We start from the raw sequence: 20,167 nt of genomic DNA on the forward strand, positions 1-20,167 counted from the left end.
TTTATTTGTGAAGTTTTAACTGAATACGCTTTCGCGGAATATCTACATCTAAAACTTTTACTATAATTTGTTGGTGCAACTGCACATGCTCGTTTACATCTTTCACAAAACTATCAGAAAGGTTTGACACATGAATTAAACCACTTTCTTTAATACCAACATCAACAAAACAACCAAAATTAGTGATGTTGTTTACTATACCGGGTAAAAGTTGACCCTCGCGTAAATCATTAATTGTTTTTATATTTTGATTAAATGTGAAAACTTTAGCCTGTTCACGAATATCTAATCCGGGTTTTTCAAGCTCTTTTACTATATCTTGAAGCGTAGGTAATCCAAATTTTTCTGAAACATATTGTTTTAAATTAATGCTTTGCAACACTTGTGCATTACCAATAAGTTCGCCAACGGTTTTATCTTCGTTTTTGGCAATGGTTTTTACAATATGATAACTTTCTGGGTGCACTGCAGAATCGTCTAACGGGTTTTTTGCATCTTTAATTCTAAGAAATGCAGAACCTTGCTCAAAAGCTTTTCCTCCTAAACGTGGCACATTTTTTAAATCGGTTCGTGATTTAAACGCACCGTTTTCATCACGATAAGTCACAATATTTTCGGCAAGTTTAGGTCCTATTCCAGACACATAACTTAACAAAGGTTTACTAGCGGTATTAATATTTACACCAACGGCGTTTACACAGTTTTCTACAACTGCTTCTAAGGATTTTTGCAGTTTAGTTTGATCTACATCATGCTGATATTGGCCAACACCAATACTTTTAGCATCAATTTTTACTAATTCTGCTAAAGGGTCTTGTAAGCGTCTGCCAATTGACACTGCTCCCCGAACCGTAACATCATAATTTGGAAATTCTTCTCTAGCAATTTTTGATGCCGAATAAATGCTAGCCCCCGCTTCACTAACTACAAATACCTGTATATCATTTTTAAATTTGATTTTTCTAACCAAAGCTTCAGTTTCTCGCGAAGCGGTTCCATTACCAATAGCAATAGCTTCAATTTTATAAGCTTCGGCAAGTGTGCTTATTTTTTTAATAGCTCCGGTACTATCATTTTTTGGGGCATGCGGGTAAATGGTTTCATTGTGTTTTAATTGTCCTTGTGCATCTAAACACACCACTTTACAACCGGTACGAAATCCAGGATCTATAGCCAATACCCGTTTTTCTCCTAATGGCGAGCCTAACAACAATTGTTTTAAGTTTTTAGCAAACACGGTAATGGCTGCTTCATCGGCTTTTTCTTTGGCTATTTGCAATGCTTCATTGGTTAACGATGGTAACAATAAACGTTTGTATGCATCTTTTATAGCTATTGCTATTTGTTCGGCGCAATCATTATTCGATTTTATAATGCGCTGTTCAATTTTATTTAACGCTCTATCGTCATCAATTTCAATTTTTACACGAATAAACCCTTCTTTTTCTGCTCTTAAAATAGCCAACAAACGATGAGAAGGAATTCTGCTAAGCGATTCTTCCCAATTAAAATAATCTTTAAATTTTTGGGCTTCTTCTATGTTTTCTTTTGCTTTTACAACTTTAGTTGAAATTATTGCAAAACGTTCCAATTGGTAGCGTATGTTGTTACGAATATCGGTACGTTCGTTAATCCATTCTGCAATTATATGGCGGGCACCTTCTAAAGCATCTTCAACAGAATTTACTTCTTCTTTTACATATCTGTATGCCACCGATTCAACATCGCGGGCATTTTGGCTCATAATAATTTTAGCCAAAGGCTCTAACCCTAATTGGCGCGCTTTTTCGGCTTTTGTTTTGCGGCTTTTCTTAAAAGGAAGGTATAAATCCTCAAGGGTTGTTAAGTCTTGAGCAAACTCTATTTTTTGTTGTAATTCTGAAGTTAATACACCTTGTTCTTCTAAGGTTTTTAATATAGCGCTTTTACGCTTTTCTAAGGCTTCAAACTGTTCTTTATACTTTACAATATCGCCAATTTGAACCTCATCTAAATTACCCGTTGCTTCTTTTCTGTAACGGGAAATAAACGGAATGGTACAAGCATCATTAAGTAAATTTATGGTGTTGTGTATAGCAATTTTGGGCAATTGGGTGTGCGAAAAAATATAATCGGTTACTAACATAAATAGGCGCTTCTTGTTCTGTAAAAAGCAAATATAGAAAGTTGTATTATTAAAATATACGACATTTATCGTATTTCTTCACACTTCATTAAAAAGTAGTTTTGTTAACCTCAACAACATGTATTTTTATGAAAACATTAAAAAAATTATACCTATTAATTACACTAATCTTAACTTTTAATGGTTATGCACAAAAAGTAGATTTTATAAATGCACCTTTAAACCCTATTGCTGTAAAATATAAACTTGAACATTTTAATCTCAAAGGAGATGTTTATGGTTATGATCATTTTATTTTCTCAGAAAGCGGTTATTTAATAAGCTCTAATGAACTGGTAAATTCTAAAGTCTTTATTTATGATGAAAATAACAGACTACTACACAATACTGAAGGTGAAACCTATAAGTATAATGACCAAGGTTATATAGCAGAACAAACGTATGCTCATTTAGGGAAAAAAACCATAAAATTCCATTATAATCCAAAAGGATTGCTAATCAAAAAAGAACATGATACGTATAGCACTATTTATGAGTACGATAGCTTAAACCGCATAATAAAACAAATATCAAACATTCAAATAATAAATTACACCTACAAAAAAGAAGGTGATGTACTTTACGTAGAAGAAAATAAAACAAATGGCGAAGAAAATTTTAATACTATTAAACACGCATTCAGGAACGGCCATAGAATAGCGTTTAACACTGTAAAATTTGAGCCAACATTCGATAAACATGGCAATACATCAATTGCTGGTTTTAACCAAACGATACTTTACAGTGAATTAGCCAACACACCCGAATTATCACTTATTTACAAGAAAAGTTCATATAGAATGAATGATTTATCTAATTGTAAACTGTACGTAAATAACAAAATTGTAAATTTTTTAAACACGCGTTTAATTAATGATAAAGATGTTATGGTTTACAACCCTTTTCAAGAAAACTATATGATTATTCGTAACGCGCTTGACGAAGCTAAATCTGGTAAAAAGCAAGTATTTGAAACCATATATTTAAACACGTATACTTACTTGCAGGCTACTAAAAAGTCTTATTATTTATTTTATAAAGGCATTAGTATATCAAACAAATTCTATCTTAGAAATAAAAGTTTAAAGATTTACAATCAGTTTAACAATGCGATTTGTTATGACGATTTTTTAGATAAAACATTTTTTGTAAAAATGACTCCTAATTTAAATGAGGTGTTTCTTCCACTTGAAGAATTACAATCTGAAGACAATATTTTCTTTATGATAAATGATGAAACAAAAATTTTTGTTGAAAAAGGAATGGCTTTAAAAAATTCTGAATACACCTTTGCTTACAATAATAATGATTTTGTGCTTTTTAAAAATAATGAACCTCTTTACTACTTTCCTAATTTAAAAAACGCCGAAAAAGAAATGGTTCACCCAGGTAGGAAATACAATAAAACAACAGACACATATCAAATTGCAAAAAAAAATACTGAAACACCAAAAAATATCTCAACTTGTCTTTCAGGAAATTGTATAAATGGCTACGGCGAGTTAAAAACCGATGAATATATACTAAAGGGCTTTTTTAAAAACGGAAAAGCTAACGGTTTTGGCAAGCAAACCTTTAGCAATAACGCTAATTATTACGAAGGTAATTTTGTTGATGGTTTTAGAAATGGTTTTGGCATGTTTATATGGCATGATACCAAACAATACTACATTGGTCAGTTTAAAAATGGTACGTTTCACGGTTATGGCTACCTAAAAAAAGGTGGCGAAATTTTACAAGCGGGTTATTACGAAAAAGGTAAACAAACCCGTAACATGATTACTACTAATTTTAAAAACAAACGTGCTGTTGGTAATTGTATAGGAGACTGTAGCAACGGTTTTGGCTTTTATCAATTTGCAAATCGAGATACTTACGTGGGCTTCTTTACTAATGGGCAACTAGATAAAGTTGGCGCCTACGGATGGACATCGGGCGATAGCTATATTGGCGAAATACAAAATAAAAATTTTAGCGGCCAAGGGGTACAATATTATAAAAGCTCTGGAACAACTTATTACGGTAATTTTTCTTCAGGGCAACGAAATGGCCTTGGGGTTTATCTGGACAAAAACAAACAAATAATTAATAAAGGCTATTGGGTAAATGGCACACTTAAAACGGCGTATTAAAAACAAGCAATAATGAAACAATTAATAATATCTTTCACAACAAGTATATTTTTACTTAATATATCCATTGGTTTTGCACAATCACTTACGGATATACGTAACACAGATTATGGTTTTACAAAAAAAGTTACAAAAGTAGAAGCTATTTTTTACAATCTAAATAAAAACCCTATTAAAACAGTTGCTTACCAATTTAATGAAGACGGTTTTATTAAAGATTATCATGTTAAAAATTTAAAAGATAATTCTTGGCAGAAAACAAAAAGCTATTACAAAAACAATAGACTTTACAAACGTGTTTTTAAGCATAGTAATTCTAATTTCAATAAAAAGCATCGCTACACTTATAATGAAAATGGTAACTTAATCAATGAGCAAATTCGTTTAAATAACGGAAATACCAATACTGTAAAATACGAATATAAAGACAATTTACTTCACAAAATTAGCAGTAATGTAGATGAAACTGTAATCACACATCACTATACCCAAAAAGGACATTTATTTAAAAAAGTGGTTTCAAAAAAACAAGCCGATAAACCAGAGGTTATATCCAATCATTTTTATTTAGAAAATAAAGAAATTTTCTCTTACACAGCGCCAAAAAACCATTATAAAGCACATATCTATAATGAAAACGTATACATTGGTTTTGAACTTATAAACGACGAGCGTGTTAAAAGCAAACTAGACAGAGGCATACAACGATTTAACAAAGAAGCACCTAAAGATAATCTTCCGTTTAATTTACAAAAACATTGTAACCAAACTTGGCAGTTTTACGATAAAAATTTAGACAAAGTAATCCCTTTTGAAATAAAAATTTACAAGTACAAAAAAGATGCTTCGGGTAATAAAATAAAATATGCTGAAGCAATAGTTGATATAAAAACTAAAACCATTTCTAGCGTTAGTTTTTACAAAACAACATTTAAAAATAATACTGTTGTAGGTAATACAGCTTTCGATGAAAACCTATTTTCAGAATTTAAAGAAGATATTACATATGTAAATATCCCATAACATTTATTAAATGACAACTACCAATTTTGAAATAAAACCACTATCCTCTCAAGACAGAAATAAACTTAGAAAGCAGTACCTTTTTGCTGTTTTGTTTTTACTTGTTGCAAGTGCTATATTTTCTTTCATCTATTTTTTTGTTATAAAACCAGATAACTTTAGTACTATTCCTATAGTGATGTTTTCTATATTTCTGCTATTCTTTGCTGGTATTTTTTCTTATATATTCTGGAATACCTATATCGATTTAAAACGAGGTATTAAACACTGTTATACAGGTATTATTACCGATAAACGTGTTGACAAACACACTACTAAATCAAGAAGTTATAATACCAGAATGGGCACAAATACAAGACACAAGTCTAGCAGAACCTATTATTATATAAGTATTGATAACAACGAACATAGTGTACCCTATTCAAAATACACAAAAGTAAACATTAACGATAAAGTGTATTTAGAGTCTAGTCCAAAAAACAAAGAAGTTTTAGCTTTTACTATTTTAGAAAAAAATCAAAATGCAGTTACCACAACTGCCAACACCTCTTATTCTGCTCCTTTTAAAAGTAAAAGCATTACCAAGCCAATGCGCCAAAGTGACATTGATTTAGTAAAAAAACGCTTCTTTAAAAAAGTAAGGCGAGCATTAATTTACATTGCTATTTATAGCATTTTATTATTTACACTATGGCAAGGAATTTTCATTTTTTTAATCCCAGTAATAATAGCCTTTATTTTTACTTCAATTAAACTGCTTATTTTAATTAATAACTATGCAAAATTTAATAGAAATGGAAAGCTAAAGCAAATAACTACAGTACAAGTAACCGATAAATTAACAATGACTTCTAATACTAGCTCAACTAAATTTAGAGTGATAACAAATGTTGAAAATATTGATGTTTCACAAAAAATATACAACAAACTAAAGACAAATGATAGTATAGAATTACACAGAGCAACCTTTCTTAAAAACTTAGTAGGTGTTAGTATTAATGAAGGAACACAATATTTAGAAAATTTATGAAAGCTGTGTTTATCAAAATAGCATTAAACATAGTACTTATATTTTTTATAAGCAATAAGCTATATAGCAATGCTTCTCAACCCGGAATTTGGAACGCAGGCGGAACAGTATTTACAATGCTTTACCCTGAAGATTCGCTCTCGTTTAAAAAGGTACAAATGCAAAAGGAGCAAATATACATTCAATTGTACAAAGGCTTTGCTGTTGTAAAAGGAGTATACCTGTTTAGAAATACAACAAATGAGACCCTACAATTCAAAATGGGCTATCCTATTAACGGCATTTATGCAGGTGGCGAAAATGATTTAAACGAAGTTACTCTAGACTCCCTAAGCCAGTTTAAAATAAAAGCAAAAAACAAGTGGATAAACTTACTGAATGAAAAACACCCAGAACTAAATAACAGTAACAACAAAACTCAAGCTTTTACTGATAATTGGAAGGTTTGGAATATGACATTTACACCCAACGAAATACAACAAGTAGAAGTGTTTTTTATTGTAAACACCAATAATGCTCAAGTAAGAAAGGGTTATGATGTAGATTATAAAAATGCATTTATTTACTTATTAGAAAGCGGAAGCGTTTGGCATTTACCTATAGAAAAAGGAGACTTTTACATTCAATTAATGGATGATTTACATACTGAAGATATAAACGGTTTATCAGCTGGTTTTAATTTTAAATTCAATAATAAACACAAGCTTTATGCTGGTAAAAAACGTAACTTTTCACCTACAGCAAAAGATAATTTAGTAATTACCTATTTTGAAAAAAACACTCATTTTTCGTTTAAAGAAGTGCTTAACAATACCAATCAATTATTTTCATCAATAAATAAGTTGAGCCATTTACCTAAAAGTAATCTTGTTTTTAATACAATAAACCTTGGCAACCCATATACTGTAAAAACTACTTTTCAAGGTGCTTTACCGGGTCTTTTAATGCTATTAGTTATTTACACACCAATAATATTAGGTATCATAGTCTTACTCTTCATTATAAGGTTTGTAATTAAACGTAGAAAAGCAAAAAATAACCACACAACTTAACCTTACTATGAGTCATACATCATCAATTTTAGAAAAGCACACAAAACATTATGCTCAATGGGATTTTTTAATATTTTTCTTAATTACTGCTTTGTCTATTTTAAACGGAAATACCACAGTTTTTTATGTTATTTACTTTTTTTGGTGGCATGAACTTATTAGAATTGTTATTGATAGAATTTGTTATAAAATGAATAAAAATGCTGCACTTGCAAACTATAAGAAGACGGGTATATTTAGCTCTTTTATTCAAATGGGGGTTTATTTTATATTTATTGTGGTGTTTTTTGCATTTATGACCAATTGGAAGAACCAAGACTTAATACAGACTAATATGAAGATTTTGTTTTTTAAAAATTGGTTTTTTAATGCCAACTTAGTATTTGTAGCTGTAGAACGTACACTACTTCATTATACTCAACAACCTTTAAAAGTGTTTTTTGGAAATTTTACAGCCAATATGCTTATTCTACATGTTTCAATAATCCTAGGAATTATCTTAATGCTTTTTGTAGTTAGAAATTTTCCTGAAATTTTTACACCAAACAATTTATGGGGTTCTGTTATTATTGTATCCCCATTTTTACTTATTAGAGCTTTAATTTTACGATTTAAATTAAAATATAAACGTACCATTGTAAAGTCTTCAAAATAATATGTTTGAAAATATAACCTTAAATAATACTATAGAATTAAAACAACTCTCTTTTATTTAGAGATTGTTTATGCCACTTTTTTAATTAAATCAAAGCAAGGGCACTTTTTACAACGTTTGTTTTCGCCTTTTTTATACTTTTTACAGCAATTGCTTTTTACTTTTTCAGGGAGTTCTATCCCCAATTTGCGTAACTTTTTAATGGCTTTTTTTTGCTTCTTCTTTTTACCCACAGGAAATAAAAATAACTAAATATAACGGCAAAAATAAGTTATTTTTAATTAATCTAAATAATATTAAATGTTAAAATTATTCTATAAAATTTTGTTAGAATCTGAATTTCTTATAGTTGCATGTTTTTTTTTGTAACGAATGAAATTAAACAGGATTCTATTAAAATAAAAAAAGGTCATTCTAAATAAATAGAACAACCTCATTAACACAATGAAACAAAAATTACTTAACTGTAAGTGTATATTGCGGTGTTGGATTTAACGGACAAAAATAAACGTACTCACCCTTAGTTAATTTGGTAGCTTTTGAAGTTTGAGTTTCACCATTTTTTACAACTTGTGTTACATAAGCCGATTGTATATGGTTTTCTGGTTTACTGGCATCTTTTCCTTTAGGTACAAGTACTAAACCAACATCTTTACCAACATTGTTGTTAGCCACCGCAAACACATAGGTGCCTTCATTAACTGTTACAGATTTTTGTGTAAATTCACCTTTAGTTTGCTCTAAAGCTATGGTTTTTACTTCTTGTGCTTGGGCATTAATTGTAAATGCTAAAACTATTACTAAAATTGATACTACTTTTTTCATCTTTTAAAATTTATTTGATTAATTAAATTGTTATTTATACTGTTGCTGGCTCTAATGGTTTTGCTAACGGAAAATCTACTGGCACTTGAGTGGTATTATGGATATAATTAGAAATGGTTTTTTCTCCAACTAAAACTAAAACATCAATTAAATTGCCTTTAGAGTAACCAGCATTACAGAAATTATTTAAAATGTCCTGATTTGTATTCCCTCTGTTTTCGGTTGCATTTTTAGCTAATTTTGCCAAGGCATCTAACTTGTTATCAAAAGATGCATTTCCGCTTCTTATTTCAAGAATTTGAGCATCTGTAAATCCGTTCATTTTACCAATAGCTGTATGTGCAGATAAACAATAAATACAGCTATTCACCTCACTTACTACTAAGTTTACTACCTCTTTTTCTTTTGCTGAGAGTGAGGTTTTAGCATTAGCAAAATTTAAATAGTTTTCTAATGCAGTTTCACTATGCGCATAAGTGGCATATAGGTTTGGTACAAAGCCTAAGGAATTCTGTAAATTATCAAAAATAGCCTGATTATTTGGGCTTACTTCTTCTCTTGTTGGGATATTAATTTTACTCATAATGATTTTCTTTTTTATTTATTACTGATTTAAAATTTTGGTACAAATTTGTGACTTGCAATAGGTTTTCGCCATGTATAAATGGCCTAAATAATTGTCAATTATTCCTTTTACAAATGAGATGACACTTGTGGTCTTTCTGCATCACAATAGAAATCGTGAATATGCTTTTGCTCACAATGTGTTTTTGGAGAAATAGTATTTACTACTCTTTTTCTTTGTCCTCTAAAGATTTCAATTAAATTGAAAATAGATATGTGTTTTAAATTCATGATTTTGCTGTTTAAAATTATACTGCAAAGATGAATTAAAGGAAGAAGTGAAAGAATGATAAGAATGCCTAAAGGCTTGTCTATTTTTCCCTAAGAAGCTTTTATATTTATTTTTTTAAAGTCTGTGGGCGAAAATGAGGTTTGTTTTTTAAATAACCGGCTTAAATGTGAAGCATCTTCAAACCCTAAATCATAGGCTATTTCTTTGGCGGTTTTATCGGTGTAGATTAAAAGACGTTTAGCTTCTAGTACAATACGTTCATGTATAATTTGTAACGGACTTGTATTTAATTTTGCAAACGTGTTTGATAGGGTTTTGGGTGATTTAAATAATTTTTCGGCATAAAACGATACACTATGCTCAGTTTTAAAATGAGCTTCTACCAACATATTAAACTCACGAAGTAAATCAATTTTTGTATTACTAGTAGTTTCTGTAAACCCTTCTTTGGCTTTCAACAAACGAGTGGCTATTATAATAAATCTTGCCATTAACATCCTTAACATTTCTGCTTGTATGGTATCTTTAGTTTCAAATTCTTCTAAAAAAATATCATTTAACATATTTAATTTTTGATGCTCTTTGGCATTAAGTTCTATAATAGGCATATGCACATTTCCAAAGAAAAGAAGTCCTGCACAACTAACTTCATGGTCGTGATCTTTAATACAATAAAATTCTCTGTTAAATTGATACACTACTAAATCATGCCCAGAAACATATTGAAAATATTGTACTGTAGTTAAGGTTATAATACTATTAGGAGCAATAGTATAAGGAACACTGTCTACTACAATTTTTGCAGAAAAACCTTGAGTTCTTACAAAAGTGTATAACTCTGGTTTTTTAGGTGTTCTATAGGGATTTAGAAGTTCCTCATCTCCTAATTTTAAAATAGCATTGGTAGAAAACTCTGTGAATGTTTTTTGCATACAGCGTTAGTCTGTTCTAGCAAAAGAACATTACAAGCAGCATCTATTTACCAGTATTTTTAAGTTTTTGAAATTATACTAACTTATTTGCAACCCATTACCTACCTTGTCGCTATCAGGATTTACAAACACCAATTTACCATCTGGAGTTTCGGTCATTAAAATCATACCTTGACTTTCTACGCCACGTAATGCTCTTGGTGCTAGATTTACTAAAACGGTTACTTTTTTACCAACAACTTCTTCGGCTGTAAAACTTTCGGCAATTCCAGAAACAATGGTTCTAGTATCAATACCTGTATCAACCTTTAACTTTAATAGCTTTTTGGTTTTAGGCATTTTTTCGGCTTCTAGAATGGTTCCAACACGAATATCCAATTTGGTAAAATCTTCAAAAGTAATAGTATCTTTTTGTGGTTCTACCTGTTTATTAGCAGCTTCATTTGCTTTTTTACTAGCCTCTAATTTATCTAGTTGCTCTTGTATGGTTTTATCTTCAATTTTAGAAAATAGCAATTCTGCTTTTCCTATTTGGTGACCCGCAGGTAGCAACACTTCTTTATTTGGAATATCGTTCCATTGCGTTACTGCATCAAGTTCAGAAAGACAAAGAATGTTTTTAAGCTTTTCGGAAGTAAACGGTAAAAATGGTTCGCATAAAGTAGCTAAAGCACTGGCTATTTGAAGCGCCACATACATAATGGTTTGTGTTCTGGCTTCATCTTCCTTAATTTTTTTCCAAGGTTCTTCGTCTGCTAAATATTTATTTCCTAAGCGCGCTAAATTCATAAGCTCTTGTCCGGCTTCTCTAAAACGGTAGCGTTCAATAGAACTTGCAATTACATTTGGATACGCTTTTACGGCTGCTAAAGTGTCTTCATCAACCTGTGTAAATTCACTTGGTGTTGGTACTAGGCCTTGGTAATATTTGTTGGTTAGTACCACCACACGATTAATAAAATTACCAAAAATGGCCACCAGCTCGTTATTATTTCTAGCTTGAAAGTCTTTCCAAGTAAAATCGTTATCCTTAGTTTCTGGTGCATTGGCATTTAATACGTAACGCAGTACATCTTGCTGACCTGGAAAATCTTTTAAATATTCTGATAACCAGACTGCCCAATTTTTAGATGTTGATAGTTTATTACCTTCTAAATTTAAGAACTCATTGGCTGGCACATTATCTGGTAAAATATAACTACCCTCTGCTTTTAACATAGAAGGGAAAATGATACAGTGAAACACAATATTATCTTTACCAATAAAATGCACTAATTTGGTGTCTTTATCTTTCCAGTAGGGTTCCCAATCTTTTCCTTCGCGTTCTGCCCATTCTTTTGTTGAAGATATATAACCAATAGGTGCATCAAACCACACGTAAAGTACTTTGCCTTCTCCACCTTCAACGGGTACTGGGATTCCCCAATCTAAATCGCGGGTTACTGCTCTTGGGCGTAAACCATCATCAATCCAAGATTTTACTTGTCCGTACACATTAGGCTTCCAATCTTTTTTATGCCCTTTTAAAATCCACTCTCTTAAAAAATCTTCGTGTTTATCTAAAGGCAAAAACCAGTGTTTTGTTTGTTTTAAAGTGGGTACATTTCCGGTTAATGCCGATTTTGGGTTGATTAAATCGGTGGCATTCAAACTGGTTCCACAGTTTTCGCATTGGTCGCCATAAGCTTCCTCATTACCACATTTTGGGCAAGTTCCCGTTACAAACCGGTCTGCTAAAAACTGATTTGCCTTTTCATCATACAGCTGTTCGGTAGTTTCTTCAATAAACTCACCTTTATCGTATAAAGTTTTAAAGAATTCTGAGGCCGTTTTATGATGAATTGGTGCCGAGGTACGCGAATAATTATCGTAAGTAATACCAAATTCTTTAAACGATTTTTTAATAATAGCGTGATACTTATCCACAATATCTTGTGGTGATACCCCTTCATTCTTCGCTTTAATAGTAATAGGAACTCCATGCTCATCACTTCCGCCAATAAAGGCTACATCGTTTCCTGTTAAACGTAAATAGCGCACATAAATATCTGCTGGCACATAAACACCTGCTAAATGCCCAATATGAATAGGACCATTTGTATAAGGCAATGCGGCTGTAACTGTATATCGTTTTGGTTTACTCATCAATCTTAAATTAGGGCGTAAAAGTACACATTTTAGAAGCTATATAGAAAAAAAATGTACATTTACAGTATGTCTAGAAACCTACTCATTTTATGTATTTTTTGTACTTCTTTTTTCATTGGAATAAATGAAGTTATATCACAAAACAATGAATTTATAAAACAAGTAAACAAATTGAAACAACCACCATATTTAAAAGTTGGCGATACGGTTGCCATTGTAGCCCCTGCTGGAATTCTAAAAAACCGAACAGATGAAATAGGACAAGCAAAAACACTACTTAAAAGTTGGGGGCTACATGCCAAAGTTGGTAAATATGTTTTTAATCAAGAAAATCACTTTGCTGGAACCGATGATGAACGTTGTGAAGATTTTCAAAACGCCTTAGACGACCCTAAAATTAGCGCCATTTGGTGCGCAAGAGGTGGGTATGGATCGGTTAGAATCTTAGATAAATTAGATTGGACTAGGTTTGAAAGCAATCCAAAATGGATAATTGGCTACAGTGATATTACCGCTATTCATAACCAAGTTCATAATTTAGGTGTACAATCGCTTCATGCCATGATGTGTACCAGCCTTCAAGATACGCCTAAAACTATAGAAGAAACTATTAGTACTTTTAAAGCTGCTTTGTTTGGTGAATCTTTAAGCTACACCTTAAAAGCTTCAAAATACAATAAAACAGGTAGTGTAACGGCTCCTCTTGTTGGTGGTAATTTAACTATTTTGCACAGTATGTTGGGGTCTAAAACAAGTATAGATACTTCTGGAAAAATTTTATTTATTGAAGAAATTGGCGAATACAAATATCATATAGACCGTATGCTTCAAAGTTTAAAACGTGCAGGTTATTTTAATAACTGTAAAGGCATTATAATTGGTGATATGACCAAGATTAAAAAAAACACCACACCTTGGGGCAGTTCTATTGAACAATTAATATTAGATGCACTTTCTGAATACAATTTCCCAATAGCTTTTAACATGCCTGCAGGTCATGAAAAAGACAATAGAGCGTTAATTTTTGGAAAAACAATTGCGTTAACCGTAAAAAAAGAACAATCAACTATTATTTTTAAGAATTAGTAAGCCATATCATAGATTTACAAGGAATTTAAAACCCTTTCTATGATGAAAAAATTACAATTAATATTAGCAGTTGTGGCATTAACATTTTCAATTAGTGTAAATGCCGACACAATTAAAAATTCTGATTTAAATTTAAACAATCCTGACGTACGTAAATGCCTGTTAGATGCAACACAAAGTGAAGGTTGGACATTAGCAGCTGTTTACATGAATGCAAACAACAAAATAGTGTATGTATTTGACAAAGGTAACGACACTAAAGTTTACACAAGTAAAGAGGTTTTTTCTAAGTAAACTTATTTTTTAAATATTACAAAGCCAACTATTTAATGTAAAATAGTTGGCTTTTATTTTTTAAAACCTTAATTCTTTCTGTAATTGTTCATAGGCTTCTTGTACTTGCCTAAATTTTTCTTCGGCTCCCTCTTGATGTTCTTTTCCTAAGTGACGTACTTTATCAGGGTGATATTTTTTAGCCATTTTTCGGTATGCTTTTTTAATCTCTTCAACAGAAGCTCCTTTTGAAATCTCTAAAACCTTATAAGCATTATCACTACTGCTGTAAAACATAGCTTTAATACTCTCATAATCTCTTGCATTAATACCTAAATAACCTGCTATTATTTGTATTTGGCGTTCTTCATCTTGGGTTACTATTCCATCGGCTTTAGCTATTCCAAATAAAAAGTGCACCAATTGCAAACGCGATGGGTGATCCATCATCTGTTTTATTTGTAAACAAACTTGACGTGTAGACACCTTTTGCTTACTAATACCTTTAAATAACTGAAATGCACGATTTGCTCGTGCTTTACCATACATATTAGCAAACTGTTGGCGCACATAATCTAACTCGCGTTGGTCTTGTTTTCCATCGGCTTTAATAACAATAGAAGCTAAAACCAATAAACTCACTTCAAAATCGCCCGATTGCGTTTGTGGACGTTGGGTTCTGCTACTGTATGTGGTTCTTCTTTGGCGTTTATCCTCACCTAAAAGGGTGTCTGCATTCCCATTAGCTACAGCATCTACAATACTTCCTAAAGCTACTCCAATAATAGCACCTATAGGACCTCCAAAAGACCATCCTAAGGCACCACCTATCCATTTTGAAAAACTCATATAAAATTTACTTTTTTGTGTTCAAAGATACTATTGTTAGTTAAATGTTTATAGTATTTGTTACGCAACCCTTTGTAAATTTTATCATCTAAAAGATAAAACACTATGAAATACAAATTACTTCTTACACTTTTTACTCTGGTCTTAAGTTTTACTGCATGTAAAACAGATGACACCCCAAATGATATTATTTGCACCCTAGAATACGTATATGGACTAAATATAACCTTAATTGACGCTACCAATTCTAATAAAATCACAGAAGATATTACTGTAGTTGCTACAGATGGTAATTACGAAGAAACCTTGACCTTAGGTGTAGACTCCTTTTTTGGTGCTGGTGAACGTGCCGGAACTTACACTATAACTGTTACCTCATCTAATTACCAAACTTATGTTAGCAACCCAATAGAGCTAGATGCCAATGAATGCCATGTTATTCCTAAAGTTATTGAAATTACCTTACAACCCAACTAAATTGTATTAAGGTAAGAACGGTTTATATAAGCGCACCAATAATTTATTTTCAATAGCAATAGCCTCAACTTATGATACTATAAGAATTATAAGGGAATGCTATAATAATAATTGCTATGTTTTTAATTAACTTTGCACTTTATTAATGAAAAAAATTAAATTATAAAGATATGTATCCAGCAGAGTTAGTAAAACCAATGCGTGAAGATTTAACAAGCGTAGGTTTTGAAGAGTTACACACGCCAGAAGCAGTAGAAACTGCTTTAGCTAAAGAAGGTACTACTTTGGTTGTAGTAAATTCGGTTTGTGGTTGTGCCGCAGCAAATGCACGTCCTGGAGCTAAAATGAGCTTACAAAACGAGAAAAAACCAGACCATATTGTTACCGTTTTTGCAGGAGTTGATAAAGAAGCTGTTAATAAAGCTAGAGAGTTTATGATTCCGTTTCCTCCAAGTTCACCTTGTATGGCGTTATTTAAAAATGGTGAATTGGTACATATGCTAGAGCGCCATCATATTGAAGGGCGTCCTGCAGAACTAATAGCAGAAAACTTAGTTGATGCTTATAACGAGTACTGCTAAATAAAAACACATAACAAATTATAAAAACAAACCACGAAAAAATCGTGGTTTGTTCGTTATTATCATTATGCTATTTTTGAACATGCTTAAAATAATATCATACCCACTTACTGTAATTTATTATGTCTGTTTTTTATTAACACTTATAATATTTCACCCTATCCAATGGTTTTGCTTTAACGTGTTTGGGTATCAAGCTCATAAAAAAAGTGTTGACATCCTGCAGTTTTTCTTATTAAAATGTACTCATATTTTAGGCACCAGGTTTTCATTTGATAATCCGTACCAAATAAACACAAACCAACCTTTAATTATTGTTGCTAACCACCAAAGCATGTATGATATATCTCCTATTATGTGGTATATGAGAAAACATCATACTAAATTTATTAGTAAAATGGAATTAGGAAAAGGCATCCCTAGTGTTTCGTATAATTTACGCCATGGTGGATCTGTTTTAATAGACAGAAAAAATCCTAGACAGTCCTTACCCGCTATTATGAAATTTGGTGAATATATTGAAGCTAACAAAAGAGCTGCGGTTATTTTTCCAGAAGGAACAAGAAGCAAAAACGGTGAGCCCAAACCCTTTCAAACTAAAGGTTTAGAAATATTATTTAAAAAAATACCATCGGCATTGGTAGTGCCAATTTCTATTAATAATTCTTGGAAAATGTTTAGGTACGGAAAATTTCCTATGGGATTAGGAAATCACATAAAGCTTAAAGTACATAAACCTATAGAATTATCTACCTTTGTAGATAAAAAAGAGCTTATTAATAGTATTGAAACTACTATTAAAGATAGTATACACCCCTAATATTTCATTTATGTCATTAAAAAATGTTCGTTTGGAAGTCATGCAGTTTTTAGAAAAAGATGTTGACAAATTAATTGAAAAGTATTTGATTCCTATTGAAAAAATTTGGCAGCCAACAGATTTTCTTCCTAATTCTGAGCATGATACATTCTTTGATGAAGTTACTGAGATTAGAGAACTATCAAAAGAATTACCATATGATTTTTGGGTGGTTTTAGTAGGAGACATGATTACTGAAGAAGCTCTACCCACCTATGAATCTTGGTTAATGGATGTTGAAGGGGTAAACCAAAGAGACCGAGAAAGCTCTTGGGCTAAATGGGTAAGACATTGGACTGGAGAAGAAAACAGACATGGAGATGTACTAAACAAATACTTATACCTTTCTGGTAGAGTTAATATGCGTGAAATTGAAAAAACCACACAATATTTAATTGCAGATGGTTTTGATATTGGCACTAACAGAGATCCTTACAAAAACTTTGTATATACTAGCTTTCAAGAACTAGCCACCTATATTTCTCATAACCGAGTTGCCAAAATAGCAAAAGAAAAAGGCAATAAGCAACTGGCAAAAATGTGTAGAATTATTTCTGGTGATGAAATGCGCCACCATAATGCCTATTCAGAATTTGTTGAACGCATTTTTAAAATAGACCCTAGCCAAATGATGATGGCTTTTCATTACATGATGAAACAAAAAATTACCATGCCAGCGCATTTTTTAAGAGAATCTGGAGCCAAAATAAGTACTGCTTTTGAAGAGTTTTCTAATACTGCCCAACGTATTGGTGTTTACACCTCAAAAGATTATGTAGATATTTTACAAAAGTTAATTAACCGGTGGGAAATTGATAAAATAACAAACCTTACCGATGATGCAGAAAAAGCAAGAGACTATTTAATGAAATTACCAGACCGTATGTTACGTCTTGCTGAAAGAATAAAAATTCCTGAAAACTCATTTGAGTTTAAGTGGGTTGAACCTGTTATTGCCAAATAAAAAGATGCTTCAAAAAGAAGATATTATAGACAAAACTAAAGATTTTGTAAAAGAAACCCTTTTTGGTGCAGAGGGTGGACATGATTGGTTTCACACATTAAGAGTGTACAACAACGCTTTATTAATATCTAAAAATGAGCCTGTTAATGTTTTAGTTGTGTCTTTAGGTGCGCTTTTACATGATATTGCAGACAGCAAATTTTATGATGGCGATGAAACTGTAGGTCCTAAAATGGCAAGAGAATTTTTATTTAAACACAACGTAGATTCTGCTGTAATTGAGCATGTTATTAATATTATTGAAAACATTTCATTTAAAGGAGGCAATGAAAAGCAAAAATTTAAATCGGTAGAATTAGATGTTATTCAAGATGCTGATAGGTTAGATGCCATTGGAGCCATTGGTATTGCAAGATGTTTTAATTATGGTGGATATAAAAACAGACAACTCTACAACCCAGATATAGCCCCAAACCTTAATATGACTAAAGAAGAGTATAAAGCATCAACAGCACCAACAATTAATCATTTTTATGAAAAATTACTACTTCTTAAGGATAGAATGAATACTAAAACTGGCAAGCAATTAGCTGAAAGCAGACATGCTTTTATGGAACTTTTCTTAAAGCAGTTTTATAACGAATGGAACGGAAAAGTCTAACCGATTATTTGCTTAATTTCTTTACGGTAATTTGAAGCACTTTTACCAATAATTTCATTAAACTGTTTGTTAAAATGCGAAAAATTGTTAAATCCGCATTCATAACAAATATCGGCAATACTCATTTGGCTTTCATTAAGCAACTTAGTAGCATGTACAATTCTAATTTCATTAACTACTTGTGTGAAGGTTTTTCCGGTAGTCTTTTTAAAATATCTACAAAAAGCAGGAACCGTCATACTTACCTTATTAGCAATATCTTCTAAAGCAATATGATCTTTAAAATTAGCATTTACATATTTGTAAATGGTTTTAATTTTATCAGTATCCTGAGGTTCTGCTTCAAACATAAAACCATCGGCATTTAAAATGGTATAGTCTTCGGTAGTTGCTAAATACTGTAATATTTCTAATAGTTTTAAAATTCTATCTAAACCCGTATAGCTTTCTAATTCTTCAATTTTAGCTCCAACAGCATTTTTGGCTTCTCTATTAAATTTAATACCATTTTTAGCTTTTTCAAACAAAGTTGCTATGGCTGCTGCCTCTGGAACACTATTAAAAAAGTCTTCTCCTAAAAAGTCTGGTTTAAATTGTACAGTAGTTTCTATACCTGCTGCGGTTAGCCTATCTGTAAAACCATTGTGTGGTAAATTAGATCCTATTAAGATAAGCTGACTATTATTAAAATATGATAAGTGATTCCCTATATGGGTTTTTCCTTTACCTCTATTAATATAAATAAGCTCTATCTCTGGATGAAAATGCCAAAACATTTCACTTCTATCTAACTTTTCATTATGCTGCTTAACATGAATGGAAGTACCAAAAGAGGGAGATATTTTTTTAAATGTAGGTTTTTTAGTAATCATATCTAGGACTATTTAATTGCAAAATTACAATATATTATGCATACATTATATATTTTATTACCTTTATTATGTGTTATTTTAACTTTACGTTGATTTAACATACCCTTAACAGTTAAAATAGCATATAAATAAGGTAAAATCGATGTTTTTCTATACTTGCATCTAACATATCTTTGTAGTGTTATTTTTAATGATGTTTACAGGAATTAATAACAGATAGAAACAAGAAATTGTTTTTTAGTTTAATTTGAAAATATTAAAAATTTCATAATATACATTAATAATTAGTTTAATGTCTTATTTAGTTTAGTTGGTAAAGTGGGCTGTGGTGGCCCACTTTTTTTTTGCCCCTTTTTTATGGTATCAATTTTAGATTAAGACCAATTGATGTGTTTAGACAAAAATTCTGATCAATTTAAAAAGGAATAGTTCTCAATAAAAACGAACATGTATTTTATCTAAAAGTTAAGGCATTCCAGAAAAGAGGATCATATAATCTTATCCATAGGTTACCCATAGGACATCCATAGGGCATCCATAGGGCATCTATAGGGCATCTATAGGGTTGGTGTTAAGTGTGACCCGTCCTGACCCGTCCTTGACCCGTCCTAAAATAGCTATACAGGTTAATAAATAAATCCTGATATAATTATACAACTCTTTTTCTTAATCCTAAAATGCCTGTACAGGCATTTTAGGATTATTATATGTCTGATAGTTTTTCC

The 20,167-nt window shown here is 31.4% G+C and carries 20 protein-coding genes; 12 read left to right on the forward strand and 8 right to left on the reverse strand.

Annotated features, from left to right (window positions below; translation table 11 throughout):
• Position 1: 1 nt before the first annotated feature.
• On the reverse strand, positions 2 to 2,125 hold the full coding sequence (locus tag J1D01_RS07645; RefSeq protein WP_421150400.1) for a Tex family protein: 2,124 nt from the start codon (positions 2,123 to 2,125) through the stop codon (positions 2 to 4).
• A 128-nt stretch (positions 2,126 to 2,253) separates the two neighbouring features.
• Here J1D01_RS07645 and J1D01_RS07650 point away from each other — a divergent pair, with 128 nt between their 5' ends.
• Genes J1D01_RS07650 through J1D01_RS07670 form a run of 5 tightly spaced genes read left to right on the forward strand, consistent with a single transcriptional unit; the run spans position 2,254 to position 8,056 of the window.
• On the forward strand, positions 2,254 to 4,296 hold the full coding sequence (locus J1D01_RS07650) for a hypothetical protein (protein ID WP_421150401.1): 2,043 nt from the start codon (positions 2,254 to 2,256) through the stop codon (positions 4,294 to 4,296).
• A gap of 12 nt (positions 4,297 to 4,308) precedes the next feature.
• Positions 4,309 to 5,319 carry a hypothetical protein gene (locus J1D01_RS07655; protein WP_421150402.1) on the forward strand — a complete coding sequence of 337 codons (1,011 nt, stop codon included), beginning with the start codon at positions 4,309 to 4,311 and terminating at the stop codon, positions 5,317 to 5,319.
• Between the two features lie 10 nt (positions 5,320 to 5,329).
• Entirely contained in the window at positions 5,330 to 6,349 is a 1,020-nt protein-coding gene (locus tag J1D01_RS07660; protein ID WP_421150403.1) for a hypothetical protein, read from the forward strand.
• Positions 6,346 to 7,401: a hypothetical protein gene (locus tag J1D01_RS07665; RefSeq protein WP_372938252.1), complete on the forward strand. Its 1,056-nt coding sequence runs from the start codon at positions 6,346 to 6,348 to the stop codon at positions 7,399 to 7,401. Before J1D01_RS07660 ends, J1D01_RS07665 begins: the two co-directional genes overlap by 4 nt.
• A 7-nt stretch (positions 7,402 to 7,408) precedes the next feature.
• Positions 7,409 to 8,056, forward strand: coding sequence for a hypothetical protein (locus J1D01_RS07670; protein WP_421150404.1), 648 nt, complete (start codon positions 7,409 to 7,411; stop codon positions 8,054 to 8,056).
• A 456-nt stretch (positions 8,057 to 8,512) separates the two neighbouring features.
• Here the strand turns inward: J1D01_RS07670 and J1D01_RS07675 are convergent, their stop codons facing one another.
• From J1D01_RS07675 to metG, 5 genes are all read right to left on the reverse strand, one after another.
• Entirely contained in the window at positions 8,513 to 8,881 is a 369-nt protein-coding gene (locus J1D01_RS07675) for a cupredoxin domain-containing protein (RefSeq protein WP_372938254.1), read from the reverse strand.
• Positions 8,882 to 8,915: 34 nt separating this feature from the next.
• Positions 8,916 to 9,464, reverse strand: a complete 549-nt coding sequence (locus J1D01_RS07680; protein WP_421150405.1) for a carboxymuconolactone decarboxylase family protein — start codon at positions 9,462 to 9,464, stop codon at positions 8,916 to 8,918.
• A 110-nt stretch (positions 9,465 to 9,574) separates the two neighbouring features.
• Entirely contained in the window at positions 9,575 to 9,736 is a 162-nt protein-coding gene (locus J1D01_RS07685) for a hypothetical protein (RefSeq protein WP_372938256.1), read from the reverse strand.
• Between the two features lie 90 nt (positions 9,737 to 9,826).
• Positions 9,827 to 10,669 carry a helix-turn-helix domain-containing protein gene (locus tag J1D01_RS07690; protein WP_421150406.1) on the reverse strand — a complete coding sequence of 281 codons (843 nt, stop codon included), beginning with the start codon at positions 10,667 to 10,669 and terminating at the stop codon, positions 9,827 to 9,829.
• A 78-nt stretch (positions 10,670 to 10,747) separates the two neighbouring features.
• Entirely contained in the window at positions 10,748 to 12,814 is a 2,067-nt protein-coding gene (metG, locus tag J1D01_RS07695) for a methionine--tRNA ligase (protein ID WP_421150407.1), read from the reverse strand.
• Between the two features lie 174 nt (positions 12,815 to 12,988).
• On the opposite strand from metG, the gene J1D01_RS07700 reads away from it, so the two are divergent.
• Together J1D01_RS07700 and J1D01_RS07705 are read left to right on the forward strand one after the other, a co-directional pair.
• A complete protein-coding gene (locus tag J1D01_RS07700; RefSeq protein ID WP_421150408.1) occupies positions 12,989 to 13,903 on the forward strand; it encodes a S66 peptidase family protein in 915 nt (304 codons plus the stop codon).
• Positions 13,904 to 13,945: 42 nt separating this feature from the next.
• Positions 13,946 to 14,200: a hypothetical protein gene (locus J1D01_RS07705; RefSeq protein WP_372937815.1), complete on the forward strand. Its 255-nt coding sequence runs from the start codon at positions 13,946 to 13,948 to the stop codon at positions 14,198 to 14,200.
• A 60-nt stretch (positions 14,201 to 14,260) separates the two neighbouring features.
• Here the strand turns inward: J1D01_RS07705 and J1D01_RS07710 are convergent, their stop codons facing one another.
• Positions 14,261 to 15,028 carry a TerB family tellurite resistance protein gene (locus J1D01_RS07710; RefSeq protein ID WP_372937816.1) on the reverse strand — a complete coding sequence of 256 codons (768 nt, stop codon included), beginning with the start codon at positions 15,026 to 15,028 and terminating at the stop codon, positions 14,261 to 14,263.
• Positions 15,029 to 15,133: 105 nt separating this feature from the next.
• Here J1D01_RS07710 and J1D01_RS07715 point away from each other — a divergent pair, with 105 nt between their 5' ends.
• From J1D01_RS07715 to J1D01_RS07735, 5 genes are all read left to right on the forward strand, one after another.
• Positions 15,134 to 15,505 (forward strand): hypothetical protein, encoded by a 372-nt coding sequence (locus tag J1D01_RS07715; protein WP_372937817.1) that lies wholly within the window; start codon positions 15,134 to 15,136, stop codon positions 15,503 to 15,505.
• A gap of 170 nt (positions 15,506 to 15,675) precedes the next feature.
• On the forward strand, positions 15,676 to 16,086 hold the full coding sequence (locus J1D01_RS07720; RefSeq protein WP_372937818.1) for a BrxA/BrxB family bacilliredoxin: 411 nt from the start codon (positions 15,676 to 15,678) through the stop codon (positions 16,084 to 16,086).
• A gap of 82 nt (positions 16,087 to 16,168) precedes the next feature.
• Positions 16,169 to 16,906, forward strand: a complete 738-nt coding sequence (locus tag J1D01_RS07725; protein WP_372937819.1) for a lysophospholipid acyltransferase family protein — start codon at positions 16,169 to 16,171, stop codon at positions 16,904 to 16,906.
• Between the two features lie 10 nt (positions 16,907 to 16,916).
• A complete protein-coding gene (locus J1D01_RS07730; protein WP_372937820.1) occupies positions 16,917 to 17,909 on the forward strand; it encodes an acyl-ACP desaturase in 993 nt (330 codons plus the stop codon).
• 4 nt (positions 17,910 to 17,913) lie between these two features.
• Positions 17,914 to 18,570, forward strand: coding sequence for an HD domain-containing protein (locus tag J1D01_RS07735; RefSeq protein ID WP_421150409.1), 657 nt, complete (start codon positions 17,914 to 17,916; stop codon positions 18,568 to 18,570).
• On the opposite strand, the gene J1D01_RS07740 is transcribed toward J1D01_RS07735, so the two are convergent.
• Entirely contained in the window at positions 18,567 to 19,442 is an 876-nt protein-coding gene (locus J1D01_RS07740) for an AraC family transcriptional regulator (RefSeq protein WP_372937822.1), read from the reverse strand. The two genes, J1D01_RS07735 and J1D01_RS07740, sit on opposite strands and share 4 nt — an antisense overlap.
• Positions 19,443 to 20,167: the final 725 nt, after the last annotated feature.

The organism is Seonamhaeicola sp. NFXS20, from assembly GCF_049132085.1.
Lineage (GTDB): Bacteria > Bacteroidota > Bacteroidia > Flavobacteriales > Flavobacteriaceae > Seonamhaeicola.